Annotated in this window: 27 protein-coding genes, 1 tRNA gene and 1 pseudogene; 12 read left to right on the top strand and 17 right to left on the bottom strand. The window is 69.6% G+C overall.

Features of this window, described 5'->3' with window-relative positions; all coding sequences use genetic code 11:
* Positions 1 to 755, bottom strand: a 755-nt coding sequence (locus ACGF5C_RS28480; protein ID WP_393306510.1) for an ice-binding family protein, incomplete at its 3' end; no start/stop codon positions are given.
* Between the two features lie 889 nt (positions 756 to 1644).
* On the opposite strand from ACGF5C_RS28480, the gene ACGF5C_RS28475 reads away from it, so the two are divergent.
* Both ACGF5C_RS28475 and ACGF5C_RS28470 read left to right on the top strand, forming a co-directional pair.
* On the top strand, positions 1645 to 1773 hold the full coding sequence (locus ACGF5C_RS28475) for a hypothetical protein (protein ID WP_357451635.1): 129 nt from the start codon (positions 1645 to 1647) through the stop codon (positions 1771 to 1773).
* A 33-nt stretch (positions 1774 to 1806) separates the two neighbouring features.
* Positions 1807 to 1959, top strand: coding sequence for a hypothetical protein (locus ACGF5C_RS28470; protein WP_357451632.1), 153 nt, complete (start codon positions 1807 to 1809; stop codon positions 1957 to 1959).
* Here the strand turns inward: ACGF5C_RS28470 and ACGF5C_RS28465 are convergent.
* From ACGF5C_RS28465 to ACGF5C_RS28430, 8 genes are all read right to left on the bottom strand, one after another.
* Positions 1944 to 2975, bottom strand: coding sequence for an MBL fold metallo-hydrolase (locus ACGF5C_RS28465; RefSeq protein ID WP_393306508.1), 1032 nt, complete (start codon positions 2973 to 2975; stop codon positions 1944 to 1946). The genes ACGF5C_RS28470 and ACGF5C_RS28465 overlap by 16 nt on opposite strands.
* A 123-nt stretch (positions 2976 to 3098) precedes the next feature.
* A complete protein-coding gene (locus tag ACGF5C_RS28460; protein WP_393306506.1) occupies positions 3099 to 3731 on the bottom strand; it encodes a hypothetical protein in 633 nt (210 codons plus the stop codon).
* Positions 3732 to 4253: 522 nt separating this feature from the next.
* Positions 4254 to 4727, bottom strand: coding sequence for a molybdenum cofactor biosysynthesis protein (locus tag ACGF5C_RS28455; protein ID WP_393306504.1), 474 nt, complete (start codon positions 4725 to 4727; stop codon positions 4254 to 4256).
* Between the two features lie 90 nt (positions 4728 to 4817).
* The gene (locus ACGF5C_RS28450; protein ID WP_393306502.1) at positions 4818 to 5756 is read right to left on the bottom strand and encodes a MerR family transcriptional regulator; all 939 of its coding nucleotides are present in this window, start codon (positions 5754 to 5756) and stop codon (positions 4818 to 4820) included.
* 73 nt (positions 5757 to 5829) lie between these two features.
* Positions 5830 to 6306 (bottom strand): macro domain-containing protein, encoded by a 477-nt coding sequence (locus tag ACGF5C_RS28445; RefSeq protein ID WP_393306501.1) that lies wholly within the window; start codon positions 6304 to 6306, stop codon positions 5830 to 5832.
* A 99-nt stretch (positions 6307 to 6405) separates the two neighbouring features.
* A complete protein-coding gene (locus ACGF5C_RS28440; protein ID WP_393306499.1) occupies positions 6406 to 7437 on the bottom strand; it encodes an HIRAN domain-containing protein in 1032 nt (343 codons plus the stop codon).
* A 20-nt stretch (positions 7438 to 7457) separates the two neighbouring features.
* A complete protein-coding gene (locus ACGF5C_RS28435; protein WP_393306497.1) occupies positions 7458 to 7778 on the bottom strand; it encodes a hypothetical protein in 321 nt (106 codons plus the stop codon).
* A gap of 288 nt (positions 7779 to 8066) precedes the next feature.
* Complete coding sequence (locus tag ACGF5C_RS28430) at positions 8067 to 8750, bottom strand: M23 family metallopeptidase (RefSeq protein ID WP_393306495.1); 684 nt, start codon at positions 8748 to 8750, stop codon at positions 8067 to 8069.
* 185 nt (positions 8751 to 8935) lie between these two features.
* Between ACGF5C_RS28430 and ACGF5C_RS28425 the strand changes: the two genes are divergently transcribed.
* Positions 8936 to 9463 carry a dihydrofolate reductase family protein gene (locus tag ACGF5C_RS28425; RefSeq protein ID WP_393306493.1) on the top strand — a complete coding sequence of 176 codons (528 nt, stop codon included), beginning with the start codon at positions 8936 to 8938 and terminating at the stop codon, positions 9461 to 9463.
* Between the two features lie 74 nt (positions 9464 to 9537).
* Here ACGF5C_RS28425 and ACGF5C_RS28420 read toward each other — a convergent pair whose 3' ends face one another.
* Positions 9538 to 9783: a hypothetical protein gene (locus ACGF5C_RS28420; RefSeq protein ID WP_393306491.1), complete on the bottom strand. Its 246-nt coding sequence runs from the start codon at positions 9781 to 9783 to the stop codon at positions 9538 to 9540.
* A gap of 256 nt (positions 9784 to 10039) precedes the next feature.
* Here ACGF5C_RS28420 and ACGF5C_RS28415 point away from each other — a divergent pair, with 256 nt between their 5' ends.
* Positions 10040 to 10699 carry an HNH endonuclease family protein gene (locus ACGF5C_RS28415; RefSeq protein WP_393306489.1) on the top strand — a complete coding sequence of 220 codons (660 nt, stop codon included), beginning with the start codon at positions 10040 to 10042 and terminating at the stop codon, positions 10697 to 10699.
* An 81-nt stretch (positions 10700 to 10780) separates the two neighbouring features.
* On the opposite strand, the gene ACGF5C_RS28410 is transcribed toward ACGF5C_RS28415, so the two are convergent.
* Positions 10781 to 13027: an ATP-binding protein gene (locus ACGF5C_RS28410; protein ID WP_393306487.1), complete on the bottom strand. Its 2247-nt coding sequence runs from the start codon at positions 13025 to 13027 to the stop codon at positions 10781 to 10783.
* Positions 13028 to 13190: 163 nt separating this feature from the next.
* Here ACGF5C_RS28410 and ACGF5C_RS28405 point away from each other — a divergent pair, with 163 nt between their 5' ends.
* Positions 13191 to 13646, top strand: coding sequence for a carboxymuconolactone decarboxylase family protein (locus ACGF5C_RS28405; RefSeq protein WP_393306485.1), 456 nt, complete (start codon positions 13191 to 13193; stop codon positions 13644 to 13646).
* Between the two features lie 124 nt (positions 13647 to 13770).
* The gene (locus tag ACGF5C_RS28400) at positions 13771 to 14229 is read left to right on the top strand and encodes an iron chaperone (protein ID WP_393306483.1); all 459 of its coding nucleotides are present in this window, start codon (positions 13771 to 13773) and stop codon (positions 14227 to 14229) included.
* 80 nt (positions 14230 to 14309) lie between these two features.
* Here the strand turns inward: ACGF5C_RS28400 and ACGF5C_RS28395 are convergent, their stop codons facing one another.
* From ACGF5C_RS28395 to ACGF5C_RS28385, 3 genes are all read right to left on the bottom strand, one after another.
* On the bottom strand, positions 14310 to 15620 hold the full coding sequence (locus ACGF5C_RS28395) for a low temperature requirement protein A (protein WP_393306480.1): 1311 nt from the start codon (positions 15618 to 15620) through the stop codon (positions 14310 to 14312).
* 426 nt (positions 15621 to 16046) lie between these two features.
* The gene (locus tag ACGF5C_RS28390; protein WP_393306477.1) at positions 16047 to 17249 is read right to left on the bottom strand and encodes a helix-turn-helix domain-containing protein; all 1203 of its coding nucleotides are present in this window, start codon (positions 17247 to 17249) and stop codon (positions 16047 to 16049) included.
* Positions 17236 to 17406 carry a hypothetical protein gene (locus ACGF5C_RS28385; protein WP_393306475.1) on the bottom strand — a complete coding sequence of 57 codons (171 nt, stop codon included), beginning with the start codon at positions 17404 to 17406 and terminating at the stop codon, positions 17236 to 17238. Before ACGF5C_RS28385 ends, ACGF5C_RS28390 begins: the two co-directional genes overlap by 14 nt.
* 153 nt (positions 17407 to 17559) lie before the next feature.
* On the opposite strand from ACGF5C_RS28385, the gene ACGF5C_RS28380 reads away from it, so the two are divergent.
* Together ACGF5C_RS28380 and ACGF5C_RS28375 are read left to right on the top strand one after the other, a co-directional pair.
* Positions 17560 to 18309, top strand: coding sequence for a helix-turn-helix domain-containing protein (locus ACGF5C_RS28380; RefSeq protein WP_393306472.1), 750 nt, complete (start codon positions 17560 to 17562; stop codon positions 18307 to 18309).
* Between the two features lie 606 nt (positions 18310 to 18915).
* A complete protein-coding gene (locus ACGF5C_RS28375; RefSeq protein ID WP_393306470.1) occupies positions 18916 to 19305 on the top strand; it encodes a hypothetical protein in 390 nt (129 codons plus the stop codon).
* A 356-nt stretch (positions 19306 to 19661) separates the two neighbouring features.
* On the opposite strand, the gene ACGF5C_RS28370 is transcribed toward ACGF5C_RS28375, so the two are convergent.
* Positions 19662 to 20141, bottom strand: a complete 480-nt coding sequence (locus ACGF5C_RS28370) for a hypothetical protein (protein WP_393306467.1) — start codon at positions 20139 to 20141, stop codon at positions 19662 to 19664.
* 766 nt (positions 20142 to 20907) lie between these two features.
* Here ACGF5C_RS28370 and ACGF5C_RS28365 point away from each other — a divergent pair.
* The 4 genes and pseudogenes from ACGF5C_RS28365 to ACGF5C_RS28350 all read left to right on the top strand — a co-directional run bounded on the left by ACGF5C_RS28365 (position 20908) and on the right by ACGF5C_RS28350 (position 24652).
* Positions 20908 to 21420 carry a hypothetical protein gene (locus ACGF5C_RS28365; RefSeq protein ID WP_393306464.1) on the top strand — a complete coding sequence of 171 codons (513 nt, stop codon included), beginning with the start codon at positions 20908 to 20910 and terminating at the stop codon, positions 21418 to 21420.
* Positions 21421 to 21970: 550 nt separating this feature from the next.
* Positions 21971 to 23191, top strand: a pseudogene (locus ACGF5C_RS28360) (replication initiator); the annotation flags it as partial.
* A 43-nt stretch (positions 23192 to 23234) separates the two neighbouring features.
* Positions 23235 to 23432 (top strand): helix-turn-helix domain-containing protein, encoded by a 198-nt coding sequence (locus ACGF5C_RS28355; protein ID WP_393306462.1) that lies wholly within the window; start codon positions 23235 to 23237, stop codon positions 23430 to 23432.
* Entirely contained in the window at positions 23432 to 24652 is a 1221-nt protein-coding gene (locus ACGF5C_RS28350) for a tyrosine-type recombinase/integrase (protein WP_393306460.1), read from the top strand. The genes ACGF5C_RS28355 and ACGF5C_RS28350 overlap by 1 nt, the downstream gene beginning before the upstream one ends.
* A 21-nt stretch (positions 24653 to 24673) precedes the next feature.
* Here the strand turns inward: ACGF5C_RS28350 and ACGF5C_RS28345 are convergent, their stop codons facing one another.
* Both ACGF5C_RS28345 and ACGF5C_RS28340 read right to left on the bottom strand, forming a co-directional pair.
* Positions 24674 to 25837 (bottom strand): hypothetical protein, encoded by a 1164-nt coding sequence (locus ACGF5C_RS28345; protein WP_393306458.1) that lies wholly within the window; start codon positions 25835 to 25837, stop codon positions 24674 to 24676.
* A gap of 171 nt (positions 25838 to 26008) precedes the next feature.
* Positions 26009 to 26080, bottom strand: a tRNA-Val gene (locus tag ACGF5C_RS28340).
* Positions 26081 to 26178: the final 98 nt, after the last annotated feature.

Raw genomic sequence — 26178 nt, 5'->3', positions numbered from 1 at the left:
CCGTTGGGCGTGGAGACGACGAGCCCTGCGGGCAGGGTGTCACTGAAACCGACCCCGGTCAGTGACGTGCCCGGGTTGGGGTTACTGAGGGTGAACTCGAGCGATGTTGTCCCGCCGGAGGGGATGATCGCATCCCCGAAAGCCTTGGCGATCGTCGGTGGCGCGATGGATGCGGCGCAGAACGGTCGCGTGATGGTGTTGTGGATCAGCGTGACGGCGCCGTTGCGGGCCAGCACCCGTCCAGCAACGGTGGCTCCTTCCCCCAGCGTCGCCGATTGCAACGCCAAGATGCTTCCGGCGAAAACTGTTCTGGTATTCAGGGTCGCCGAGCTGGTGACCTGCCAGAACACGTTGCACGCCTGCGCGCCACGGATCAGGTTGACCCGGCTATCAGTCGCGGTGATCAGGTCGGATCCCACCTGGAAGATGAACACCGCGTTGGGATCATTCTCCCCGTCCAGCGTGAGGGTGCCCGTCAGAGACATGGTGGCGGGCGACCTGTACACCCCTGCGGGCAGAGTTTGGCCGCCGAGGTCGGCGCTCACCGTATCGGTTGTCGGTTGCCCTGCGGCAAAGTTGTACGCCGTGGTCAGAGCGGCCTGGGCCTGCATCGCTTCGGTGTCACCGACGTGTGTTTCGCCGTTCACCACGGGGTCGCCGGTGACCGACGTGCCCGGCCAGACACCCAGGTCGCCGTTGATGACCGAAGGGCCGACGGGAGGCGGGACGTCAGTGACCGCCTGGCCAGCCAACACCCCGTAGGACTCGGCAACCCCCAATGGGACCGGGGCCTGGGCCCAGGCCGCCTGTATCCCAACGACCCCTACGAGAATCGTCGTGGAGACGACAGCCCCCGCCATCGCCATCGCAGTAGACCGACGGTGTCTACGACACGCGCGAGCCAAACTGATCACCGACACAGATTTCCCCCACCAATCAAGATCCCGCCCCCGGCGAGATTCGGAGCGCAAAGGCTTGTTAGCTGGCGCAGCGTCAGGTGACGGACGCCCAAGCCTTCTGCGGGAGGTTATCTCCGCAAAGCGGAACAATGGCTTGAAATGCCGCAAAAGGCCGTAATGAGATGATGTCCGGCATCTCCGTAGGCCAGTCACACAGGCGCGAGGCGGCCTCATATGTCCCGATCCTCACCCGGCCCGAGGATCGGCGCAGCGCCAAACATGCTCGCCATCGCGAATACGCAGCAACGTCGAAGCGAGCTCCACGGCAGCCACTTTCGCGCCCCCGGCTGGCTCATCAAGAGCGTGCCACCGCGCCACCGACAGTTGCCGTCGTTACCTGGCCCGCGACCTCATCGCCGACCTACGTCGCCTGGACCGGCACCTCGACACCAACCAGGCACAGACCCGTCAAGCCCTCGCCGAGTCCACGGCGTCGGACGCATCCTCGCCGGAAAGACCCTCGGCCACCTCAGCGACACCACCGTTTTCCAACCGCCGATCCTTTCGCCAGCTACATCGGCACCGCTCCCCTGACGATCTCGTGCGGCGTTTGACGCCTCGGTTCACTGATCGGCTTGTCGTTACCCTCGCTCATCTGCGTCTGGGGGTACCGCATGAGGCCCTAGCGGTGGCGTTCGGGGGTGGATCGCTCGACCGTGACTCGGGCTATCGGGCAGGTACGCCCTTGCTGGCCCGTCGCGGGTTCGCCCGTCCGAGCGGGATCCGGCTGCACACCCTGGCGGACGTGTTCGCCTACGCCGCCGCGGAGGGTGTGGCACTGCGCCTCGATGCCACTGAGATCCGGGTCCGCTGACCACGCGTCGGCCGGCCTGGCCGCAAGGCGTTCGTGTCGGGCAAGGCGAAGCAGAACACGATCAGAGCCACCGTGGTGGCCGACGAGTACGGGGCGACCCTGTGGAGCGGTGGACACCGGCCAGGCCGGATGCACGACACCACCGCCGCCCGCGTCGAGGGCATCGGCGTTCAGGCGCCCGCGTAGCAGCGCAGCCCGTCGACGTCGGCCCGGGTCAGGCGCCCCTGCGCGACCAGCAGCTCGAGGTGCGCCGCGGTCTCGGTGACGGCGAGCATCCGGTTGAACACGTCCAGGTCGCTCAGCTCGCGTTCCCGCCTGGTCCAGCGCAGCCGCGACGCGACCTCGTACGCCGACTGCGCGCCACGGGCGACGGCGACCTCCGTCTCGTCAAGCCGCGCGCCGTGGTGCGCGACCAGCTCGTCGACGCGTGCGTGCACGCTCGGGGTCACCGGCCCGTGCGCCGGGAGCAGCCGCGCGTCGGGCCGCTGCCGCACCAGCGCGAGCGAGCCGAGGAAGTCGCCGAGGGGGTTCGCGGAGAGCACCGGCTCGAACCCGATCGACGGCGTGATGGTGGGCAGCACATGGTCGCCGGCGAACAGCAGCCGCGACCCGGTGTCGTGGAAGACGACGTGACCGCGGGTGTGCCCCGGGGTCTCGACGACGTGCAGGGTACGGTCGCCGTGCCTGACCTCGTCCCCGCCGCGGAACCAGTCGTCCGGCAGCTCCCAGTCCTTTTCGGGGGCGCGCCCCCGGGTGATCCCCGCCAGGGTGTCGGCCAGCTCGCCCGCGCCGAGCAGCCGCAGGCGGTCGAGCTGCTCGGCTAGCGGGTCCCGCTCCGGCGACATGGTGACCTCGAGGCTCGGGCGCTCGCCGGCGCCGAGGCTCACGCGCATGCCGAACTCGCGGCGCAGGTGCACGGCCTGCGTGTAGTGGTCCCGGTGCATGTGCGTCACGAGGAAGCGGCGGACGTCCTTGACCGTCGAGTCCAGTTCCTCCAGCGCCGCGTCGAGGGTGGCCCGCGCCCCGGCGACCGCCCACCCCGAGTCGACCAGCACCAGACCGTCGTCGTGGCGCAGGACGTACACGTTCACCGCCCGCAGGCCGTCATTGGGCAGCGGCAGCGGCACGCGCCAGACCCCGGGGGCGACCTCGAACGCGCCGGGCGTGGTCCAGTCGTCGGGGCTGCCGTCGTCCGAGGTCATGGCCCCGACCATAGTTCCCGGCCGGGCCGGTGCGGGCGGCGCGGCCGGTGGCCTCCGTCACGCCGACACGCGACACGCTCGGCACCGGGGCCGGGGGCCGGCCGGTGGGTGCGCCGGCGGGCGTCAGCGCGGCCGGGCGTACGCCAACGGCAGCGGAGTCAACTGGCCCGCCCAGGCCCCGGTCAGCGTGGCGCCCTCCGGGCGGCTCCCGCCGTCGAGGCGACGCACGACGACCAGGTCGACGGCATCCGTGACGATGAGCGTCGGGTCGTCCGGCACCACCTGCCGCAGCGCGCCCACGGCCGGGGCGTCGGCACCGGGCGTGCCGCCGCCGGTGATGGTCATGCTGGGCTCGCGGCGTTCCAGCCGGCCGTCGATCTCGATGAACTCCTCCGCCTGACCGGTGCCGGCGAGCACGGCGCCCGCCAGCGCCGCGGCGTAGACGGGGTCGCCGCAGGCGTCGTACACCCAGCGGCGGCCGAGCACCGAGTGCTCCGTGGTGCCGACCAGCCACTCGTCGCCGCCGTCCAGGGGAGCGCCCCGGTACGTGAGCGGGACCTGGTGGACCGGCCCGTCGCCGGCCCGGACGAGCATCGTCTCGATGCCGACCTCGCCGGCCGGGTCGTCGAACCGGTAGGCCGCCACACGGACGACGTCGGCGTCGTCGGGCCCCTGGTACCACGGCCGGCCGGGCAGCCACGCCGCCAGGAGTTCCAGTTTCGACGGGTGCAGTTCCGCCCGGTGCAGCAGCGCCATACGCCGAATCGTAGAGGCATCCTCGCGATCCGCGCTCACCGCCGCCGGGACGTCTCCGCTCCCCGGGACCTCTCCGCTCCCCGGGACCTCTCCGCTCCCCGGGACCTCTCCGCTCCCCGGGACCTCTCCGCTCCCCGGGACGACCGGCGAGACAGAGGCCGAACCGCCCACCCGCCCCCGGGTGACACCCGCCTGCTGGCGGCCGACGCCGCCCAGCCGGGGTGCGGGATGTGCCCGCGGCGCGCTGTCGAGCTGCCCCGTCCATGAGACCGGACGTCTGCGCCGCCCGGCCGACAAGCGCCGGGGCCGCAGCCACCAGAGCCGCAGCCGCCAGGGCCGGAGCCGCCAGGGCCGGAGCCGCCAGAGTCAAAGCCGCCGGAGCCCGGGCAGGTCGCCAACCAGCGCGCTGGGCCTCGTGGTGCCTGGTGCCCCACCCGGTGGGGCAGGTCGACAGTGGTCGGAACGGGCGGTGCTGGCGGCGTGGGCCGTCGCCCCGCCCCGGACAGGTCGGACCGCGGCCGGCTACCCCTCGACCGTGACGTCGACCGGGCCGACGCGCAGGACACCGTCGTTCAGGGGCGTGCAGCGGACACCGCCCCGGCCGCGCAGCGCCTTCCACGCGCCGGGCCCGACGGTGACGTCCATCCAGGCGCAGGGGCGCGCCGGCCGGTTGACCCGCAGGCTGACCGGGCCCTCCCCCGAGTCCAGGGTCAACACCGACCCGACCAGCTCATCCACGGCGATGCCGGCGGTGAGGACGTTCCGCCGGACCTGCACCAGGTCGACACCGGGTGGCAACGACTCCTGCGCGATCACGGTGACGCTCGCCTCTCGGTGCGCTGGCTTGCCGAAGTACCGGTCACCGACGATGCCCAGGCCCGCCCGGACCCGGACCTCCTCGACCAGCTCGCCGGGCGGCGCCGGCGCCGGGCCGTCCGCGGGCCGGCCCACGTAGCGGTGCACCGGCGAGGCCAGCAACTGCACGATCCGCGGCATGACCGGAGTCTACGAAGCGGTCACCGAGCGCGAACCCCCGTTGGTCGGGTCAGGACTCCCCTGGGAAGCGGCTCGACCGTCTGCTGAGGGTCACGCCGGCAGCCGGGCACGGAGGGCCCGGACCGACCAGTCGAGCACCGGTGCCAGGCTGTCGGCCGCCGGCCAGCCGTTGACCACGGAGAGAAGCCGCAGGTAACGCTCCCTGCGCGGGTCGCTCGCGGACTCCAGCCGGGCCAGCAGCCGGCGCCGGAGGTCGACGTCGTCAGGGCGGCCGCACAGATCCCCGTACCGCGCCACGACCGTCGCCACGACCGGGTCCGCGCGGGGTGAGACCGGGTCGACGCCCGCCCGTCGCGCCGGCTCGACCTGGTCGCGGACCAGCGCGACGGCGTCACGGCGTACGCCTGCGGCGCCGCCGTGGGCGCGGTCTGCCGCATGCTGCTCGGCCACCCGCCGCATGCTCGCGCGGAAATCCGGGTCCCGGGACAGTTCGGCCAGCTCCACCCACGCCTCGACCTGCTCCGCGTCCGCGTCGTCGGGCAGTTCGGGTGTCAGCGAACGCATGATCCCCACGAACGCCGGGTCGGCGTCCAGGCCGCCGAAGGCCGCGTCGAGGAAGTCGTCGATCAGGTGCCGCCGCTCGTCCTCGGAGAGTCTTGCCAGCCGGTGCATGAGATCCAGCTCCTCGGGGGAGGACCCGCGCCGGGAAACCGCCGTCAACACCGCGCGCCGCAGCCGCAGCGTCCGGATCTGCGTCGCCAGCGCCTCGGCGTGCGCCGCGGCGACCTCGGCGACGGAGACCTCCCGGTTCACGACCCTCCGGACGGTGGCGAGGTCGAGTCCCAGGTCGCGCAGCGTCCGCACCAGCTCCAGGCGTGCGACGGCCTCGGTGCCGTACCGGCGGTGGCCGGTCGGGCCGCGGTCGGTCGGCGGCACGATCCCGCGGTCGGAGTAGAACCGGATGGCCTTCACCGTCAGCCCGGTCCGCCGGGCCAGTTCACCGATCGAGTAGAGCGCCTCACCGTTCATGCCCCAACCTTCGCGCCTCCCCCTACGGGAGACGCAAGCCACCCGTTCGCCGGCAGCCGTCCCGGCGGGGCCGTCACCCGTGGTCGTACACCGTCACGGCGATGTCGCGCGCGCAGAGGGTGCGCTCGATGACGGGTTCCATCCGGTTCCAGGTGCCGCCGGCGAGCCCGCAACCGATCCGGGGCATGTGCACCGACGCCCCCAACGCCTGCGCCTGGTCGGCGAGCGACGCCAGGCAGCGTTCGACGGCGTCGTAGCGGATGGGCGGGCCGCCGCTGCCGGTCCTGATGCCGCGCTGGCCGACCATGTTCGCCACCCACACGTCCGGCGTGACCCGCACCAGGCGGGTCGCGCCGAGGGCGAAGTCGTTGCCCGCGCGGTGCCGGTGCCAGTCGCGGTAGTCGCGTTCGGGCTGGGGCCAGCGACGGGAGATCGCCACCACGAAGCCCCTGCCCCAGCCGCCGAGGTCGTTGCAGATGTGCGCGATCACCTTCGGGCCCTTGGCCTGGGGACTGGTCGCATCACCCTTGATGATCCTCAGCGGCGCCACGCCGGCCAGCATGCCAGCCGCGTACGACGCTCCGGCAGCGAATTACCGCGGCCGTCTGCCAGGCACATCTGGCACCGGAGTCAGATGCAGGCATGGGTCTTACTCCCACACCGGAACCCACCATTGCCAGCCATCAGGAGCGACCGACCAACTGGGATCGGGCCGCCATCCTGGTGGAGGAGTCCAGCCGGCCGGTGGTTGTGGCCACTCTGCCGGCACGACGAACTTGACCCCGGTCGGAGGCGGAGGAATGGGTCCGTGAGCCTTCTGCGTCGTTGAGGGCGGCGAAAATGCCGGCGCGACCTGATCGACGGCGAGGGCTTGGCTTGGCGACGGTGTCGCACGCACCGCCGGGCCGAGCCAACTGTCTGGAAGCTCATGCGCCCGCGAGACGTACAGGACGACCTCTGTCTTGATCCGGTTTCCCTTGACGATTGCTCGAGCCGCAGCGGTCACATCCTGCTCGGCCAGATGCCGAATTGCGGGGAGTAGTTCGCCGCTCATCTTCGGCGTGAGTTGCCCCACCCTATTGCCGTCAACGCGCACCTCGACGATAGTGCGCGAGGCACGCGCGGATTGCTCGACCACCTCGTGCAGGCTGACATACGCCCAGCACTCGCCTTCAGGGCGGAGCAGCGACGCGAGTGCGTCGAGGTGCTTCTCTTCGCCGGTCACCTGAATCGCAGCCCCGGCCGGAAGCAAACGATGGTTCCCGCTGGGCGGCAGGTTCACCGGTACGAGCATGTGCGGTTCGGCCAAGTCCAGTCTGACCGAGCCCCGGAAGGTGGTGCGCCGGTCGTCGTAGTCGGACCACTCCGCGCCCCACACCCGGGCAGAAACCTGTGGCAGCCATCCCTGCCCTACGAGACCGGTCAGAACCGGGCAGTACCGGGCCGCTTCCTCCCGAGGAAGATAGCCCACCTGCCTACCGCCTGCCCAAACGCCGACTGCGTTGCGGTCGTGCCGATTCTTCGGCTCAGGCAGCAGCTGAGCGGTTACCACGATTTCAGCACCAGCGGGCTTGAAGTCGTTACCGAAGAGCTCTCGGATTTGCTTGACATAGTGGGCCTCACCTGCCACCTCGGTGTTGGCCCAGCCGCGCTGTCCCCACAGGTCAAATGGGATCGACATGCATTGAAGCTAGACCGGACTCACTCCCAAACGGGTACTCCGAAAGGACCACCTTTAGTGCCCGGCAGGGCAACAATCATGGCTCTCCCGACCCGCCTCAGAGCTGAAAGATGGTCGCCTTCAGTGGATGCATTGCCGGTTGTCGGCCTGTCGATCGGCCCGGAGAACGCTGTTGGGGCCACCACTCGCCGGCTCGCCGCGAGATCCGGCTGCGCGCCCGCGAGCATCCCGGCAGCCGACTCCACGTCGGCACGCGCCGCCGCATCGAGCACCCTCCGGTCTTCCGGCTCGGCGGCCAGCAGCGCCGCGTGCTGCCGAGGAACGCGCCACAGCAATTTCATCGCGCCGCATCTGTCGACCATCGCCGGCCGCGTTTCATCGCCGCCCGCTGCAGCACCTCCAGCCACAGCGCCTCACCAACGCCACCCGGACCACCGGATCAGCTGCCGCGAAGTTCGCCGCGACGGAATCGTTCACCCAGGCCAGAGCCGCCGATGAGGCCATCGGCGCCGGTCCGATCATCGAACGGGGCGAGACCGCCCTCCATCTCAGACATGAGCCGGACATGGAGCACCACGCCGCCGCCGGCACCCGGTACGACACCGCCCGATCTGAAGCGGCCGCAGCGGCTACCGTTGCCCGGGGGCGCAGTTGTTGCTCGTACGCCTGACGGTGTATTCGGTGTCGTCGTGGGTGATGCCGGACGGCTCGCCGTCGAAGTGGCTCTCGACCTTCTCCCAGCCCCGGCGCTGCTCGTAGTGCAGGTGTGGTGCGCCCGAGTTGCCGGTGCTGCCGAGCCGCCCGATCTGCTCGCCCTGGGCGACCCGCTGCCCCTCCCGCACCAGCGGCGGTTCGAGCAGGTGGAGGTACTGCGTCTCCCACCTGCCGCCGTGGTCGATCTTCACCCAGTAACCGCCGCCGCGACCGCGCGGGCCGTTCGGGTTGTCGGGCGTGCGGCCGCCCAGCGACCCGTTGATCCCGGCCACGGTGACCGTGCCGGCGTAGGACGCGAGCACCGGTCGCCCCCACGCCTCGCCCTCGGTGGGGAACAGGTCGACGTCGTAGTCGTCGTGGCCGGGGTAGGTGCCGAGCTGCCAGGTTTCGCCGCAGGCGACGGGGAGCTGGAAGAGCGGGCGCGGACCGGGCGGCCGCAGCAACGGCACGACGACCACGGCGAAGACGACGACCGCGACGGCGACGACGGCAGCGCCCGCGCCGAGCAGGATGGCCCTGCGGGCGGTACGGTTCCGGACGCGGCGGCGGCTGCCCTTGCGGCTGCGGCTGCGGGGAATGGTCGGGTGGCCGGTGGTCACCGTCCAGAGCATGGCAGACGCCGGCAAGGCACCGGCGCCGAGCCCGGCCGCGCCAGCGGGGCCGGTGGGTGAGGGACCTGACGGAGGCCGAGGGCGTTGTCCGCGCCGCGTACCCCGCCTTCGGCGTGGCGACGACTTTCCGGCCGCCGGCCGTCTACTCAGTGACCACTGCGAGAGGAGCCCTCATGGCCAAGCTGCTGTACTCGGCGACGGCGTCGCTCGACGGCTACATCGCCGGCCCGGGCGGCGACATGTCCTGGCTGACCGCGCACCTGGCGGGCGTGAACCCGACGGCGGAGCGCCTGCTGGCCAACGTCGGCGCGATCCTGGCCGGCAACCGCACCTTCGGCGGCGACGACCCGAACCGAGGCACCGACAGCGAGGGCGCGTTCGGCGGCCAGTACCACGGGCCGGTGTTCGTGCTCACCCACCGGCCGCCGGCCGCACCACACCCGGGTGTCACGTTCGTCGATGACCTGCACAGCGCCGTCGCGCAGGCCAAGGAGGCCGCCGGCGACAAATACGTGAACATCCTCGGCGCGAACGTCGCCAAGCAGTGCATCGAGGCCGGGCTGCTCGACGAGGTCCTGATGTTCTTCGCCCCGGTGCTGCTCGGCGACGGGGTACGCATGTTCGACCACCCCGGCGGCACCGAGGTGCGGTTGGCGCCGATCCCCGGCGAGACCGCGCACTGGTACAGCGTCGTCTACTGAGCGGTGGTGTCGGCGGTGGCAGGACGGCGTACATCTCAGGGGCCGTGGCGGCGGCGTGTGCGAATGGACGGGCCCTACCGGTCCAGCCAGATCTTCAGGAGCCCGGCCACGCCGATCAGGCAGCCGAGGACGAGGAACACCACGCCGCCCCGGCGCTCCTCGCGCCGGGAGGGATTCGACCGCTGGGCGGAGCGCCACAGCAGGAACCCGCCGATCACGACGAGGACCAGGCCCAGGGCTGGTATGCCGCTCGCTGGCAGTTCGTTCGCGGCCCATGGTGGCACGGCGGTCAGCGACGAATACGCGGAAGAGCGGAGCACGCGGCAAGGCTACCGAGCCAGCGCCGGTACCACTGCCTGCGGACGATCACGGACGCCCGGCCTCCGCCGGCTCGACGGCGCCCGCGAAGAGTCACGACGCACTCTCGCCCCAACGCTCACGGCCCCACAGCCAGGCGTTGTTGCCCTGGATCGGGCAACGGTCACCGGATGTTCACGGATATCGATCTGGACGATCACTTTCAACTCTGTCTATATGGGTACAGCAACCACCTGCTCTCACCCGGACGGAGCAACCATGACCCGCACCCTGCGCGCAACGGCCGTCAGCCTCGCCGCGATCCTGGCCGCCACCCTCGGCCTCGCCCAGCCTGCCTGGGCCGCCAGCTACTCCGCCTCCCTCACCACCGCCGTCGCCGATCTCCCCGTCGCCACCGAGGTACGCACCGGCTACAGCCGCGACCTGTTCCGCCACTGGATCGACGCCGACGGGGACGGCTGCCATACCCGCAACGAGGTCCTCATCGCCGAGGCCACCACCAGGCCGAGCATCAGCGGCACCTGCACCCTGTCCGGTGGCCGCTGGTACTCCTACTACGACGACGCCTACTGGACCCTCACCAGCGACCTCGACATCGACCACATGGTCGCCCTCGCCGAGGCCTGGGACTCCGGCGCCCGCAACTGGACGACCAGCCGCCGCCAGGCCTTCGCCAACGACCTGGGCGACAGCCGGGCCCTGGTCGCCGTCACCGACAACGTCAACCAGGCCAAGGGGGACCAGGACCCGGCCACCTGGATGCCGCCCTACGCCTCCGCCCGCTGCCGCTACATCAACGAGTGGGTGGCGGTGAAGATCCGCTGGCGGCTCACCGTCGACAGCGCCGAGAAGAGCGCCCTGACCGACTGGGCCAACAACTGCCCCAACGTCACCATCTCCGTCACCTACGCCTACTGACAGCACGACCCACCCGGCCGGTCCGCCATCCTCCGGGCCGGCCGGGCCCCACCGCGGGGTCGCCGGCCGTCGGCGTACGGCTCAGCGTGCGGCGCGCACGGTCTCCCGCGCCGCACGGGCCAGCTTCTCGTCGTACGGCCGGCCCAGCGCACGCGCGTACTCGATGGTCCGGTCGAGCAGCACCAGCGCCTCGTCATGGCGGCCCGCCGCGCGGCACGTCTCGGCGTAGGTGTGCAGGAAGTCGATCTCCAGCTGCACCTCGGCCAGCGGCTCCAGCAGCTCGAAGGCCCGCCGGTGGTGTTCGAGCGCCTTCTCGGGTGAACCCATGACCCGCAGCGCGACACCGAGATAGTTGTGGCACCACGCCTGGTTGTGTTGAAGATTGTTCTGCTCGGACAGCCGTAACGCGTCGTGCAGCGTTCGCAGCGACTCCGTCGGATCGTCGGGTGCCAGTGCGACACCGAGGGTGACCAGCCCGGTGATCTGTGCGGGCCCGTCCGCCAGGGCGACGGATGCCCGGGCGAGTTCGACGGCTTCACGGTGCCGCCCGAGGTGAAGTGTCACCCATCCGTCGAAGGCCAGCGCCTGGGATTGCCCGGCACGGCGCCCGATCCTCTCGAACAGCTCGCGTGCCCGCCGGAAGTGCGCCCGCGCCGCTTCGAGTTCACCGAGATCCCGGCGCACGAGGCCGATGCGCAGCGCCAGGGCAGCCGCGATGTCGTCGTCCGGCCCGGACTGTTCCGCCAGTTCATAGGCGGCGAGCGCCTCGGTGAGGCGGCCGGCGGCGGCACAGGCGTAGCCGAGGTCCGCGAGCAGCGAAGCCCGCTGCTGGTCGCGGCCGAGACGTGCCGCGGCGGCTGCGGCCGCCTCGAGTAGGCGCGTCTGGTCGTCGGTTCCGCGGTGCCGGAAGAACCACACCCGCATGGCCTGCGGCAGTTCGGCCACCACCTCGTCCACGCCGAGCCGCACGGCGGCGTCGAAGCAGGCCACCAGGTTGACGTACTCGAGGTCGAACCAGGCCATGGCCTTCGCCGGATCTCCCGGCGAGGGTTCCTTGCGGTACGGCGAGGGCAGGGTCTGGTCGTGGGCGACCGCCTGCGCCAAATAGTGCCTGAGGACCCGGCGCAGGGCGGCGTCGGCCTGTGGCTCCTCCTCGGCGACGATGTCCGCTGCGTACTGCCGGATCAGGTCGTGCATCCGGTACCGCCCGGGCGAGGGCTCCTGGACCAGGTGGGCGTCGACCAGCTCCTCCAGCGCCGCGCCGATCCGGTCGGGCGGCAGGTCGGTGAGCGCGCCCACCACCGCCGCGTCGAAGTCGGCGCCCGGCAGGACACCCAGCAGCCGGAACACGCGGCGCTGGACCGCGTCGAGCTGCCGGAGCGACATGCCGAACACCGAGTCGAAGCGGTTGGTGGTGTCACGCAGCCGCTCGGCCAGCACCGCCACCGTCCAGCCCGGGCGGTGGCGAAGCCGGGCACCCGCCATCCGTAGCGCCAGGGGGAGCCCGCCGCACTGCCGCAGCACCTGGCTGACCGCTTCCTCTCCGGCGAGCGCGAGCCCGGCCGCCCGGCCGAACAGGTGCGCCGCGTCGTCGTTGGTCAGCGGCTCCAGGGACACCGGCGGCACCCCGTCCAGGCTGACCAGCCGGTGGCGGCTGGTGACCAGGACCGCGGACTTCCCCGCGCCGGGCAGCAGCGGGCGCACCTGCTCCGCGTCGACCGCGTTGTCGAGCACGACGAGAGCCCGCCGGCGGGACAGCTCCGACCGCCAGAGCGCCGCGCGTTCGGTGACGCCGGCCGGGGGGTGCGTCACGTCCAACGCGCCCAGCAGCCGGCCCAGCGCGGCCTGCGGCTCCAGCGGCTCCTGGCCCGGGGTGAAGCCGTGCAGGTCGAGGTAGAGCCCGCCGTCCGGAAACGTAGGGGCGAGCCGATGGGCCACATGCACGGCCAGGCTGGTCTTGCCCACGCCCGCCATGCCGTCGATCGCGACCGCGCCGGTAGTGCGCAGCAGCTCTTCGACCAACGCGGACTCCGCTTCCCGGCCGGTGAAGTCGAACAGGTCGGCCGGCAGATCGTTGCGGCGCGGGGCGGGCGCCGCGCCGGCCCTGGCCGCCTCGGCCCACACGGCGCGCATCGGCCGGGGGTCGCGGCCCACCGCCCGGCACAGCGCCACGACGGCCTCCCACGGCGGCACGAGCTGACCGGTCAGGTACCGCGACAGCGACGAGCTGCTCAGACCAGCCTGGCGGGCGAGGGCGCGCAGGCTGAGCCCGCTCACCTCCTTGAGCCGGGCGAGCTGAGCCACCAGTCGCTCCTGCGGGCTGGACACGCGCAACACCGTACCGTCCCGCACCACGGACCCGGATCGGCGATGCGTTTGCGCTGCTGGACCACGTTCTACGTGTCCCACGGTGTCCCACGGGCCGCGCCGACCCCGGCGCGCCGATGGTCGGATGACTCCTGTCAGAGACACCCACGACGAAGGAGAGGCGATGTCGACCGAGCGCATGCCGAACCCGGCGGTTCTGATCCCCGAGGCGATGGAGGCCCTGATGGCGGTCAACAGAGCCGTCGCGGGCGCCGGGGTGGACGGCAAGCTGCTGGCGCTGAGTCACCTGCGGGCCAGCCAGATCAACGGCTGCGGCCCGTGTGTGGCCGGGGGCGTCCACCAGGCCCGCCAGCACGGCGCGAGCGCGGACCAGGTGCACGCCGTCGCCGCGTGGCGGGAGACGCCCTGGTTCAGCGACGAGGAGCGCGCCGCGCTGGCCCTGACCGAGGCCGTGACCCGGCTCGCCGACCAGCCGGACCCGGTGCCGGACCGGGTGTGGGACGTGGCCGCCACGCACTTCGACCAGAAGGAGTTGGCCGCGCTGCTGCTCAATATCGCGATCACCAACGCCTTCAACCGGCTCAACGTGCCGACCCGCCAGCAGGCGGGCACCTGGTGACCCTGTTGCTGATCACGGCCGAAGAGACCGGCCAACGCTGAACCAACCGGTGGAAGCCGGCCCCGGAGAGGGCTCCACCGACCAGTACCGCCCGAAGCCCACACGTCACCGAGAGGACGTTGTCATGTCGACCACGACGAAGACCACCATCGCCAACGGCGAGAAGTACGACGGTTTCACCGACGAGGAGCGCGGCGCGATGAAGGAGCGCGCCAAGGAGCTGAAGAGGGGTGCTCGGCGGGGCGCCAAGGCCGACACGGAAAGCGAGGTGCTCGCGAAGATCGCCGAGATGTCGGAGTCCGACCGCGTGATCGCCGAGCGCCTGCACACCCTGATCAAGGCCAACGCGCCGGTCCTCACGTCCAAGCTGTGGTACGGGATGCCCGCGTACGCCCGCAACGGCAAGGTGGTCTGCTTCTTCCAGAGCGCGGCGAAGTTCAAGACGCGGTACGCGGTGCTCGGCTTCAGTGACGAGGCGAACCTCGACGAGGGCGTCATGTGGCCGACCTATTTCGCGCTGACCGAGCTGACCGCCGACGTCGAGGCCAGGATCGGCGCGCTCGTGAACCAGGCGGTGAGCTGAGAAGCGGACGTTCCGACCCACCGAGGCCGTCGCCGGCACCCGACCCCGCACGCCGCCTGTTCCGGTCACGGCGTGCGCGGTCATCGGTGCCGGCGACGCCACGTCGTCTCCTCGGCCTCCAGTTCCCGCTGTTCGGCGAGCCTGGATGTGCGTACGCGCCGACGGAGCTGCCTGGTGCGGATGCTCTGCGCGACGATCAGGGCGGTGGCGACCAGCACCAGGAGGGTCAGTGCGGCGATGGCGGACAGCCGGTCAGCTACCGGAATCAGCGCTGCCAGGAGCAAGATCCTGGTCACCTGGAACCAGTCGGACCGGCGGACGGCACGGCGCTCGAAGCCCTGCACCGCCAGGAGGTAGAGAATGACTCCGCCGTACAGGACGTAGACCTCGGCTCCGCTGAGCGCATCCTCGAAAGTGGGCACCGTGGGCTCGGCGATGTTGGTGAGGACCCGCTTGAGCCCGAGGGCGAACAGGATGATCCCGGCGATCATCGGCAGGTGCAGGTAGGTGTAGGCGTCCCGCGCGAGCGCGGCCCGCGTGCGGCCCCGGGCGCCGTGCAGCATGTGTTCGGCGGCGATGGCGCGGACGTCGAAGTAGACCCACCAGAGGGCCGAGATCAGGACGATGCCGAGCGCGGAGGCGAGAATGGTGGGCCAGGTGGGCGGCCATCCCACCGCGAGGTTGGAGGCTGTCCCGAGGGAGATGATCGACTCGCCGAGCGCGATCAGGACGATCTGGGCATGACGTTCCGCCCAGTGTCCGGCCGAGACGATGGTCAGGCCCTCGGTCCGGACGACCGCGCTGACGGTGTACTCGACGGCGATGGCCAGCAGCCACAGGCCGACCCGGGCGCCGAACTCGGCGGTGCCGGTGAAGAGCCGCTGCGGCACGAGTGCGGCGACGAGCAGCAGCGCCGTGCTGACCAGCGCCGGCGCGACGAGCCCCGACCACCGGCGGCGCAACTGCCGGCCGCCACGCACGGTGTGCCAGAGGGCCAGCACCTGGAGCGCCCGGAGCAGGAAATAGCAGGTGGCGAAGACCAGGTCTCCCGGCAGCCCGTGCGGCGCATCCGAGAAGGCGTCCGGGATCGTCACCGCCAGCACGAAGACGACGATCATGGTCGCGAACCCGACCAGGGGCATGACACCCTGATCGACGCGTACGACGTTGCCCAGCGCGACGAAGGTGGTCCAGGCGAACCAGAGCAGGGCCAGGATCAGAAGGCTCTTCACCAACGCGGTCGGGGTGAGGTATTTGGCGTTCGTCGCCGTCACGTTGAGAAAGGCGAAGACGAAAACCAGGTCGTAGAAGAGTTCCAGCGGGGTCGCCTTGCTTCCCGGCGCGGCCGGCTCCAGTCGCCGCCTTTCTGAGGGCTCCCCGTCGCTGCTCATCCTTGCGAGTCTCGCAGCCGGGCCGGAGTCGAGCTGCGGTTATGCCAGGTCGGCACCGCTGCCGTACGACAGCAAAGGCCGCTCCCGTTTCCGGGAGTGGCCTTTGACCTGCGTGGGCGATACTGGACCGAACCGGTGACCTCTTCGGTGTGAACTGTCGGCAGCCTGGTCGGATGAGGTGTCGTCCGAGGTCATGCGACTTGCTGAGGGTCGTCCCGGTCGGGTTCGGCCGGGTGGGTTGCTGTACTTCGCTGCTGTACTTCGCCGGCTGCCTGCAAGAGGTTGCGGTTCGCGGCCGCCCTCGGGCAGCTCGGGATGCGGCAGTGGTTTCCTGTTCTCGCTTGCTGCTCACGGGGGGGCCGTTCGGGCGGCAAGGAGCAATCGGTTTCGAATTTGGGCCAGGGACAGGAATGGCGCTGTCACCGGTCAGCCCACCCCGAGAGTAACGGCGAGCTGGGTGATCGTGGTCGGAGCGCGCGGATCACGGGCGATCTCGGCGATCACGTTCCGGGCGACGGGCCGGTGCGTGATCTCGGCCGGGGCGGTGCGTTCGGCCTCCGTCAGCACCCGGCCAGCGTTGATCGCATCGTCGACGTGCAGGTAGGCACGGGCGATGTCGAGCAGGTGCGCGGCGCGGTGTTCGGCGGGTAGCCACCGCCAACCGACCCGCTTGGTGGCTTTCTCGTGCCAGGCGAGGGCATCATGGGCGTCGCCGGTTTCGACGGCTACGGCGGCGCGGGCCAGGTCGACGGCGGTCGGCCCGAATCCCGTTCGGTGATGGTCGTGCCCGTCGCCGACCCGTTCTGCCATGCTGGCGGCCTCGTCGATCAACTCGGCAGCAGCAGTCTCGTTCCCGTCCTGCGCCGCTGCCAGCGCAGCTTGGATGAGCAGGGTGCCGCACAGGGAGGATTCCGCCGGTGCGCCGTGCTCGACCACCGGCGGGGCGATCCGGTACGCAGCGGCGAGCAGCACCGACTTCGCCTCCCGCACCCGCCCCGACGCGCGCAACACCTGACCGAGCTGCACGGCTGCGGCGGCCACCAGGTCCCGATCACCGGTGGCGGCGAGCATCGCCCGGTCAACGGCCAGCCACGCCAGCTCGGCGTCCCCGAGCTTGAGCAGCAGAGCGGCGGTGATCCGGTACGCCTCCACCAGCGGCACCCGACCCATCGCCGGGGCTCGGGCGTGGGTGTGCTGGGCATTGGTGAGCAGGGCCGGTGCCAGGTTGATCACTTGTGGGTAGCGGGCGTGCTGGAACGTCGTCCACGCGTACCCCACCTCTCGCAGCATCCGATCCACAGACAGCACCGGTCGGCGACCCGCCGGCCTGCCCAACGGGATCTCGTACCGGGAGAGTGCTGCCCTGATCTGAACGACGCTCTCGGCGCGATGCGTCGTCTCGACCGGCTCAGCGTCCCCGCCGACCAGAACGGCGGTGTCGATACGTAGCACGCGGGCGACCTCCTGGAGCGTGGAGAGTTTGTCCAGCGACCGGACCCCGCGCTCAACCTTGTCGACCCAGCTCTTCGACTTGCCGAGCCGATCGGCGAACACCTGCTGCGACAGCTTCCGTCGACCTCGCCAGTACGCCACCCGCCGCCCGACCGGCAACAGCTCAACACTGCCCACGACGCCACCGCCGATCCGGTATCGCCCGGGTGATCTCTTCCGCCGGGATCCGATCCGCCTCAGCCTCGGCAAGAAGCCGCCGCTTGGCCGCTTCCCGCTCGGCTGCCTGGATCTGCTCGCCCCGGCTCACCGCCGGCTCGTCGCCATCACCCTGCATCTCCACCTCCGTCAGCAGCAGAAGCCCGGCGGCAAGCCGGCCGTCGCAGATCCACAGTGACGTCCGAATGTCACCGACTGCGACGGCACAAGACCCGACAACTAGGCCACATTGCCGACGACATAAAGGCGACACAGCGCTATCGTGTCGGTCATGAACGCCCCCAACACCGCCCTGCGCGCCATCCGCATCGGAATGCGCATGAGTCAGGACGACTTCGCCCGCGCGCTCCAGGCGGCTGGCCACCGCGTCGGCGAGCCCAACGACGCCAACAAGAGGCTCGTCCAGCGATGGGAGTCCGGCGCGATCGCTGCGCCGCGACCCGTCTACGCCCGCGCGCTAGAGGTGGTCACCGGCCTGCCCATCTCACTGCTGGGCTTCGCCGCGGTGCCCGGCGGCCAGGTCGTCGATGACCAGCACGGCGGCCACGACCTGACATCTCCCATGTCCAGCCTGGCCACGCCGACGCCAACCTCAAGGCCGACCATGGTCCACAAGTCATACGAGGGCGTATGGCTCAGCCGCTACCAGTACTACTCCAGCGGCCGGGGGGATTCCTTCGCGGGGCAGCACTTCGTCGTGGTGCTGCAGCACGGCGACCGGCTGACCGCTCGTAGCCTGCCTGGCTCGGCAGCCTCGTCTCTTTCACTAGATCTGACCGTGGACGGTTCCGTCGTCACCGGCACGTGGGTGGAGCAGACCGATTCGGCCGGCTACTACCGGGGCGCCCGATATCACGGTGCGATCCAACTACTGGCCGAGCCCACGGGTCGACGGATGGCCGGAAAGTGGGTCGGGTTCGGCAAGGACATGGACGTGAACACCGGCCCGTGGGAACTCATCTTCCGCGACGCCTCGACTTCGAAGGCGACGCTCGACCGGTACAACACAACGACGGCGTAGCTCACCGCTACCGCAGGGGCCTTCGACCTCTCGCTTGTAAGTTCTGGGCGCGTCGTCCGGCAACGTCCGTCCGGGTCCCCGACCTCGGGCAACCGTCCGTCGCCCGCCGCTGACGGCTGTTCTCGTCGTGGCGGGTTGCTGTCAGGGTTGCTGTCGACAGCAACGCCGAGCCTCTCCGACGTCGGGGATGCGCTGCCACGGCACGATACTTTCCTGACGTGTATGTCGCCGATGATTCCCAGCTCTCCGATCGCGTTCGTCGGTTCCTGGCCCGGCAGTCCCGTCGGATGGCCTACATGGAGGAATCCCGCATCCGATCAACCGCCTCCGTACATATGGGCTGCCGTCAGGAGCCAGCGCCCGAGGAACTAGTCGCCGCGATGGTTTGGTTTGAGGAGCGCTACGGCGGTCTCTTCTACCCGGTCCTGGGCGGCAACGGCATGGAGCACGGGCTCGACGGGGACGCCAATGGTTACCACAGTCCGTTGGGGTTGTGCTTTTGCCGGCGTCATCGACGGCGACTGGACCTGGGGCTTGGACGTGCTCACCGACGGCAGGACAGCCATGGGGCCTGGGGGATGGCCCCATCGCGTCATCGACCGCTCAATGGACCAACGGCTGGAGAAGCACGCTCTCCTGGTCGATGTTCGCGGCTGGCCCCATCGAACCTTCACCTGTTTCACGCCAACAGACGTCCTCCCAGTGATCAACAGGACGCTGTTGCCGCCGCCTGTGCCCGAAGCAACCGGGCCGGCGGACATGTGGTGGAGCGACGACAGCACGGCCGTCCAGATCACGCTCAGCGGCTGGCCGCCGGCGCAGGACCGCTGGACCGTGCGTTACTTCGCCCGCAAGCCGCAGTCGGTCGCCGAAGCCAACCCCACCGTCTATGCGGCCATGGAGTGGCACGAGACCATCCCTGCCGACTGGTGCGCACTGTGCTCTGAATTCCTAGCCCCCGGCCTTACCTGCGCACCAGCGACCAAGGACCGGTAGATATTGAAGCGGAACTTAGGTGGGCGGTCGCGTGACCTGCGGCGACCTTGTCGGCACGCTGGTCAAGCCCTGCCTTGGGATCACGTCATTGGTCGCTGGTTGCCGACGTTTGACGCTGTCTTGTGCCCCGTGTGTGCCCCAGAAGACTCCTTGCCCCCAGGCAACGATCAGTGTTTCTCCCCTGGACCGACCTTGGCCATACGCCGCCGCTCGTGTCCGTTGTCGTCCACGGACGTCCAGCCCCGTACACCCCGATCGCCACCCAATTAGCTACTCAGCCGCCGGCTTCGGCTTCGGCTCGTTCACCCAAAGGCAGTACCGACTTGATCTGACCACGAACACTTTGCCCGCCCAGCTCACTCTTTAATTAGTTCTCCAGTCGCTATATCACGACTATATGTGCCACCACGATAAAATATAGCGATTCGATAAGGGAAGTCTTTATATTCTCTAAATTCATTCAGTATCCGACCCAACCATTTCACGAACAGCTTCTCGCTGAATATAAGATAATCCCCATCCTCATCAAGATCCTCGTCATCTAGGTGATTATGAAAACCGACACTCCCCGAAGTAATCAGTCTCCTAGGAACCACCGACTCGGTAGCTCTTTTATACGGATAAGCAGCAAAGCCTAGACCAAAGTCGTAACTCTCCGCCTCCAACAAAACCAATTGCGTTTCTCTAGGGTAGTTGAAAGAAAATATCGGATTAAACTCTCTTTTCAATTCTTCTTTATACTCTTCAAGGACCTGCAGCATCACCAGTTGATGGCTTACGGGAATTGCACGTTCCTTAAGCTCTTGAAGCATTCTATGCCGATCCTCAATGGGCATTTTCATTTTTATATCTCCTTACATCTTCCATAGGGTCCAGAGAGCCACGGCCAGGCCAAGGCTGAAGCCCGATTCCAATGTATTCCTTCGAAACCAGCCAATCTAATTCAACCTCGCAACACTCCTGGCCTCTGCCATCCCCGTCTGCCGCCGACCCGCCCTCCGGGGAGCGGGCCGCCGCCCGACCCGCCACGTCAAGCGGACCTTGACGCACGTACGGACGCTGCCGGAACAGACCGAGTCGGCTCTCGTGTCACGGACCACGCGCCCGGCGGACACCGCCACAGTGGCGCAGTTGACCCAACCTCGCCCGGCACGGGCCCGGCTCCCGGGGTCGGAGCTGGCCACCGGCGGCCACCCCTCCCCCTCCCCAGGTGAGCAGTTGACCTGACCCTGAGCGGCTGCGGAGCCGGCTCCTGGACGACCGGCATGCCCTCGGCGGACACCGCCCCCACGCTTGGGGCTTGCCGCACAGACCCGGCACGCCCTCCCCTGCGCCGCGCTGCTCAGGCGCGGCGCGGCCGGCTGCCGGCGACAAACTCCACCACTCTCCCCGCTATCCCGTCTGCGGCGGCCCCGGGCTCCCCGCTCTCCGCGCCAGCCGCCGGGCATCAGGCGTGACGGCCGCAGAGCGACAGCGGCAGCGGCCGGCGCGCGCCCAGGCGGCGGCGCGTGCGGCCCGTTGCGGGCCGCCTTGATAGACGTACAGAAAGTCCTCCCACACCGGCCGGCAGCCGGGCTGCTCCGTCAGGGGCATGCTTGGCACATGCGCATCCCTTGGCAGGCCAGTATTGACGTGTTCACGCAGATCCTGGGGCGGCACGGCGTCGAGCCTGCCGCCGTGACGGACGTCGAAGCGGCATGGGGTGCGTTCGCTGAGTTCCTGCAACTGGAGATCGATGGCATTGACCCGACTCCGGAGTCTGATGCTGATGGCCTCATCGTTCAATGGGGTCGACGGTCTTGGAGCGACAACCGCCTGATTCTGACGTTCACCCGGCAGTTGGCCGTCGCTGATGTCGGTGATCGCGCCGATCCCTACTGGCAGCCTGAACTATGGCAACTCGACTTCGAGATGACCTTCGACGATGAGCCCCGTTTGACCGGCCTCGACAGCCTCGAGGTCCAGGACACGGGATTCAGGTTCGCTTCCACCGGGCCGCTGCGCACTGCGGCTCTGGCCGATGCCTGGGCGGGGGCGCAACGGCATGCCCCTGTCCGGGCAGCCTGGATCACAACCCCAGCGAGTAGCGGCTTGTCCTTCGAGTGCGTCTGCTGACTCCCTAGAACCGTGAGGTGGAGCCGGTTCACCAATCGATAGAGCAGGATCACGCCGGGTTGACGTATCGGCACCCGGTGCTACTCTGACCCTCGTTGAGCACGCCAGCGCGGCCTTCCCGCCGGATCGCTGGACTCGACTTCGGAGATGCCGAACGGCCTTCCTGCTGCTAATGCGGGTCACGTCCCGCCGATTCTCGATCGCATCGGCAACCATGCCGTCCCGAATCCGCTGAGCGGCCCCGCACTGCCTTTGCCTGCCGTCCACGACGGCCCGGATTCGCACACCTCCACGGGTGGGGCAGCCTGCGGCAACCCGCCGGATGCCGACATCCCTGGCTCCCCACCCGTGCCGGCCTCTCTCATCGGCTCGACGAGCGCGAAAGGACATGACCCATCGGCGGGAAGTGGCAAGACCACGATTCCGCCCTCCGGCGTCAGCCGCCCTCTCGGCGGTGCCAGGAGACACGACGAACACCACCAGCGGACAGACGTCCACGGCTGGTGGTGCTTCGTCTCCCGTCCCTGCCACCCCTGATGAGGAGACAGTCCTGTCCACTACCCCGCTCACCATCTACCGGCCCGGCCTCGCTGTCGGCCGGGACGCCCAGGCCCTGCACCGCGCCGCCACGCCGGAGTTCTCCGGCTGGCTGGAGCACACCCGACCCGTCAGTGGCTGTGCTCGCCCGATCCGCCTCACCGGCACGATCGCCGCCGTCGACGCCGACACCGGCCGCATCACCCGCCGGCTACACACCGACGAGATGCCCGACCGAGCGCTCTACAAGGCGTGCGGCAACCGCCGCGAGTCGCAGTGCCCGGACTGCGCCTGGGTCTACCAGGGCGACGCCTACCAGGTCGTCCGCTGCGGCCTGACCGGCGGCAAGGGCGTCCCCGCCTCGGTCGGCCGGCACCCGGTCGTCTTCGCCACATTCACCGCCCCGTCCTTCGGCGCGGTCCATCACCGCCACGTCCCCCGCCACACCTGCGGCAGCCGTCGGCACTGCGACTGCCGCCCGGCCCCCTGCCGCGCCCGCAGCACCGCCGGCACCTGCCAGCACGGGCAGCCCGCGGTGTGCTTCGCCCGCCACGACGCCGACGATCCGCGGCTGGGGCAGCCGTTGTGCCTGAACTGCTACGACCACGACCACCAGGTCGTCTGGAACTACTTCTCAGGCGAGCTGTGGCGGCGCACCAAGCAGGCCATCGAACGCCACCTCGCCGCCCTCTGCCGGAGACGCGGCATCCCCTTCGCTCGAGTCGTCACGGCCTCCGGCAAGGTGCGCTGGGTGCCGCCGGTGCGGGTGTCGCACGGCAAGGTCGCCGAGATGCAACGCCGGGCAGCCGTGCACCTCCACGTCCTGCTGCGCCTCGACGGCGTCGACCCCGACGACCCGGACGCCCTCGTGCCGCCGCCGGCCGGCATCGCCGTTGACGACCTGGAGGAAGCTGTTCACGCCGCCGCCTCCCGGATCGCCGTCACCACACCCCCGCACCCCGACCGCCCGCAGGGCTGGCTGGTCGCGTGGGGAGAGCAGGTCGACGTCCGACGCATCAACAGCGCCAGCGGCGAGCTGACCGACGCCAAGGTCGCCGCCTACCTGGCCAAGTACGCCACCAAGGCCACCGAAGCCACCGGCCACCAATCCACCCGACTCACCCCGATCACCATCGACGACTACGCCGACCCCGACGGCGATCACCTCGCCCGCCTCATCGACGCCTGCTGGCACCTCGGCAGGTCCACCCACACCGACACCGTCAGCGGCGCCGCAACACACTCGCCCACGAAGCCTGGCTCATCGGGGCCGCCGCATGAGCCATGACCTCCGCCCCCGCTGGTACTCGCCCGCCGAGGTCGCCGTCCTGCTCGGCTTCGGCATCTCCAAGGTCAAGATAAAGATCGCCACCGGCGAACTGCGCCCCATCAAGGACGGCAAGTACCGCCGCATCCTCCCCGAATGGGTCGACGACTACATCCGTAACCAGGTCGAACGCCAGGAGGCCGCCTGATGCCCGCACGCGCCCGCGCCAACGGCGAAGGCTCCATCTTTCCCTACCGCAACGGCTTCGCCGCCTACGTCTGGGTCACCAAACCCGACGGCAAACGCACCCGCAAATACGTCTACGGCAAGACCCGCGAGGCCGTCCACGACAAGTGGATCAAGCTGCACCAGCAGGCGAAGCAGGGGCCGGTGGCGACCAGCGTCCCGACGGTCGGCAGCTTCCTCACCTACTGGCTGGCCGAGACTATCGAGCCGAACCGGGCACCACTGACCTACGCGACCTACGAGACGTTCGTCCGCCGCTACATCGCCCCCGGTCTCGGCGCAAAGCGGCTCGACCGGCTCCAGTCCCGCGACGTGCAGACCTGGATCAACCAGGTAGCCCGCACCTGCCAGTGCTGCGCCCAGGGCAAGGACGCCGCCCGCCCGAAGCACAAGGGGCGCTGCTGCGCGGTCGGCCGCTGCTGTGAGGCCGTCCCATCGACCCGCACGGTCAGCGACATCCGAGCCGCGCTGAGGGCCGCCCTCACCCACGCCCAGGCCGAAGACCTCATCACCAAGAACCCCGCCGTGCCGGTCACCCTGGCCACCGTCCGCCGCCGGCGGGGCAAGTCCTGGTCGAGTGACGAGGCGCGGAAGTTCCTGGAGTCCGCTCGTGCCGACGAGGACCCGCTCTACGCCGCCTACGCCCTGGTCCTCGTCACCGGCCTCCGCAAGGGTGAGGCCCTGGGGCTGACGTGGGAGGGCGTCGACCTCGATGCCGGAGAGCTGACCATCGGCCGCCAGCTGCAACGCGTGCGCGGGCAGCTCCTGCACCGCGACACCAAGACCCAGGCATCCGACGCCACCCTCCCCCTGCCCGACATCTGCCTGACCGCCCTCAAGCTCAGGCAGGAACAACGCGACGAGGCACGAGCAGCCGCCGGCAACGCCTGGCACGAGAACGACCTCGTTTTCACCACCCGCTACGGCACACCCATCGAGCCGCGCAACTTTCAACGATCCTGGCAGACGAGGTGCGACAAGGCGGGCGTCAAGCCGATCACCGTCCACGACGCCCGCCGCACCTGCGCCACGCTCCTGGCCGACCTTGACGTCCACCCGAGAGTCGCCATGCAGGTGCTCAGGCACGCCCGCTTCTCCGTGACGATGGAGATCTACACGCAGGTGTCGTCCAAGGCCACGCGCGAAGCGCTCAAGCGGCTCGGGGACGTCCTCGATGGGTGACGCGGCGAATGTTCGCTACGGTCAGCTCGCGCTAGGAGTCTGTCCGGCACACCACATCGCGAGAGCTTCCTCTGTATAGGGGAGATTGCACTCTCCGACGGCTCGCAACATCATCCGGCCTTGCGTTAGCAGGCGGGCATGAAGGACGAGGCGAACGACCTCCTGCTGCAAGAGTGAGAGATCATCGAATGCGGTGCCGTCTGGAAGCGGACCGTCGGGAAAGGCCAGGCCGAGCAGGAGCCGCAGCGCCAGGAAGTCATGCCGATGCGGATCCGGAACCCGCATCCGCTCCAGCAGCAGACCAGCCAGCTGTGGCACCGAGTTGGCGGTGAGACCGCTGAGGGCCGAGGCGACGGCGTTGGCCATCGCGCCGGCCTGGGAACCCCAATCCTGAACCGGCTCCATCAGGCAGTCGCTGAGTTCGGCCAGAAGCGCCGTGTCGGGTGCCGAGAGGAGCCGCACCAGTCCGATCAGCGCTGCCCGGTGCACAAGCCGGTCGGGGTTGCCGCGCCATCGGCGTACCGCATCCATGATGGCGCCCTCTGAGGGTTGGCCGGCGAGACCGGCCGCAATGCACATCTCCGCGGCTACGGCCCGGTCCGTCTCCACTGAGAGCCGTTGGGCCAGAACGGGCGACATGGTTGCCCACTCCTGCGGGAACCCGGCGAGCAGATACGCCATCCCCAGACGGAGGTCCGGGTCGGGATCCTGCAGGACCTCCAGGTACGTGGGGACTCCGGCCCGCACGGCCGCATACGCTGCGGCGTGCCAGGGAGCAGTGGCCGGCCGTCGATATGCGCCATGCCTACGCGACTTCTGCAATCGGGACAACCACCAGTCCGAGCGCTGCGATGCAAGTTCGCTGAGACTCGGAACGTCGGACGCCGGCCTCGGCGACTCGTACAGCTCGACACAATTGCGGATCGTCCGCAGGAGGCGGTAGGCCGCCAACCGATCCGGTGCCGTCTGGTCGGCAAGCAGATCGATCAGATACGGCGCTGCGGCCGCCGCCGGCTCCGCCACCAACCCTTGGTGCTGGAGATGGTCTTCAAGTTGCTCTTCCGCCTCGCCCCGCGCCACAGCATCCGGAGATCGAAGCGTCTGCAACAGTCTCGGCACATCCGAGGCCGGTCCGTACGGACCTTGCAGCGACTCCCAGTCGACGGCGCGCAGGTAGTCATTCACGGCCGGCAAAGTAGCATCGCGGACCGACCACCCGGCGGATCGAGCATTGTCGGCCGCATCGACTAGCGTTCCTGCGACCGGCTGCGCTCCCGATGACCGTTGCTGTACTTCACTGCTGTACGACAGCACAAAGGCCACCTCCCGAAGCCGGGAAGTGGCCTTTGACCTGCGTGGGCGATACTGGGATCGAACCAGTGACCTCTTCGGTGTGAACGAAGCGCTCTCCCGCTGAGCTAATCGCCCTCAGCGCCGATGACTCTACCTGATCGAGGGACCGGACCGGAAATCCGGGGTCCGCGCGTCACCGGGGTCTCGACCGCCGCCCCACCACGCCCCTGCCA

Source organism: Micromonospora sp. NPDC047620, assembly GCF_043205005.1.
Classification (GTDB): Bacteria; Actinomycetota; Actinomycetes; order Mycobacteriales; family Micromonosporaceae; genus Micromonospora.
Note: the sequence above shows the minus strand (reverse complement) of the source record. Positions and strands in the feature narration are given on the sequence as shown.

What these genes read in the sequence shown, in the direction of transcription:
- ACGF5C_RS28465 (WP_393306508.1), bottom strand. Translation starts at nt 2,975, where the DNA reads ATGACCTCGGACGACGGCAGCCCCGACGACTGGACCACGCCCGGCGCG.
- ACGF5C_RS28460 (WP_393306506.1), bottom strand. Translation starts at nt 3,731, where the DNA reads ATGGCGCTGCTGCACCGGGCGGAACTGCACCCGTCGAAACTGGAACTC.
- ACGF5C_RS28455 (WP_393306504.1), bottom strand. Translation starts at nt 4,727, where the DNA reads ATGCCGCGGATCGTGCAGTTGCTGGCCTCGCCGGTGCACCGCTACGTG.
- ACGF5C_RS28450 (WP_393306502.1), bottom strand. Translation starts at nt 5,756, where the DNA reads ATGAACGGTGAGGCGCTCTACTCGATCGGTGAACTGGCCCGGCGGACC.
- ACGF5C_RS28440 (WP_393306499.1), bottom strand. Translation starts at nt 7,437, where the DNA reads ATGTCGATCCCATTTGACCTGTGGGGACAGCGCGGCTGGGCCAACACC.
- ACGF5C_RS28435 (WP_393306497.1), bottom strand. Translation starts at nt 7,778, where the DNA reads ATGAAATTGCTGTGGCGCGTTCCTCGGCAGCACGCGGCGCTGCTGGCC.
- ACGF5C_RS28425 (WP_393306493.1), top strand. Translation starts at nt 8,936, where the DNA reads ATGGCCAAGCTGCTGTACTCGGCGACGGCGTCGCTCGACGGCTACATC.
- ACGF5C_RS28415 (WP_393306489.1), top strand. Translation starts at nt 10,040, where the DNA reads ATGACCCGCACCCTGCGCGCAACGGCCGTCAGCCTCGCCGCGATCCTG.
- ACGF5C_RS28405 (WP_393306485.1), top strand. Translation starts at nt 13,191, where the DNA reads ATGTCGACCGAGCGCATGCCGAACCCGGCGGTTCTGATCCCCGAGGCG.
- ACGF5C_RS28400 (WP_393306483.1), top strand. Translation starts at nt 13,771, where the DNA reads ATGTCGACCACGACGAAGACCACCATCGCCAACGGCGAGAAGTACGAC.
- ACGF5C_RS28395 (WP_393306480.1), bottom strand. Translation starts at nt 15,620, where the DNA reads ATGAGCAGCGACGGGGAGCCCTCAGAAAGGCGGCGACTGGAGCCGGCC.
- ACGF5C_RS28385 (WP_393306475.1), bottom strand. Translation starts at nt 17,406, where the DNA reads ATGCAGGGTGATGGCGACGAGCCGGCGGTGAGCCGGGGCGAGCAGATC.
- ACGF5C_RS28380 (WP_393306472.1), top strand. Translation starts at nt 17,560, where the DNA reads ATGAACGCCCCCAACACCGCCCTGCGCGCCATCCGCATCGGAATGCGC.
- ACGF5C_RS28375 (WP_393306470.1), top strand. Translation starts at nt 18,916, where the DNA reads ATGGACCAACGGCTGGAGAAGCACGCTCTCCTGGTCGATGTTCGCGGC.
- ACGF5C_RS28370 (WP_393306467.1), bottom strand. Translation starts at nt 20,141, where the DNA reads ATGCCCATTGAGGATCGGCATAGAATGCTTCAAGAGCTTAAGGAACGT.
- ACGF5C_RS28365 (WP_393306464.1), top strand. Translation starts at nt 20,908, where the DNA reads ATGCGCATCCCTTGGCAGGCCAGTATTGACGTGTTCACGCAGATCCTG.
- ACGF5C_RS28355 (WP_393306462.1), top strand. Translation starts at nt 23,235, where the DNA reads ATGAGCCATGACCTCCGCCCCCGCTGGTACTCGCCCGCCGAGGTCGCC.
- ACGF5C_RS28350 (WP_393306460.1), top strand. Translation starts at nt 23,432, where the DNA reads ATGCCCGCACGCGCCCGCGCCAACGGCGAAGGCTCCATCTTTCCCTAC.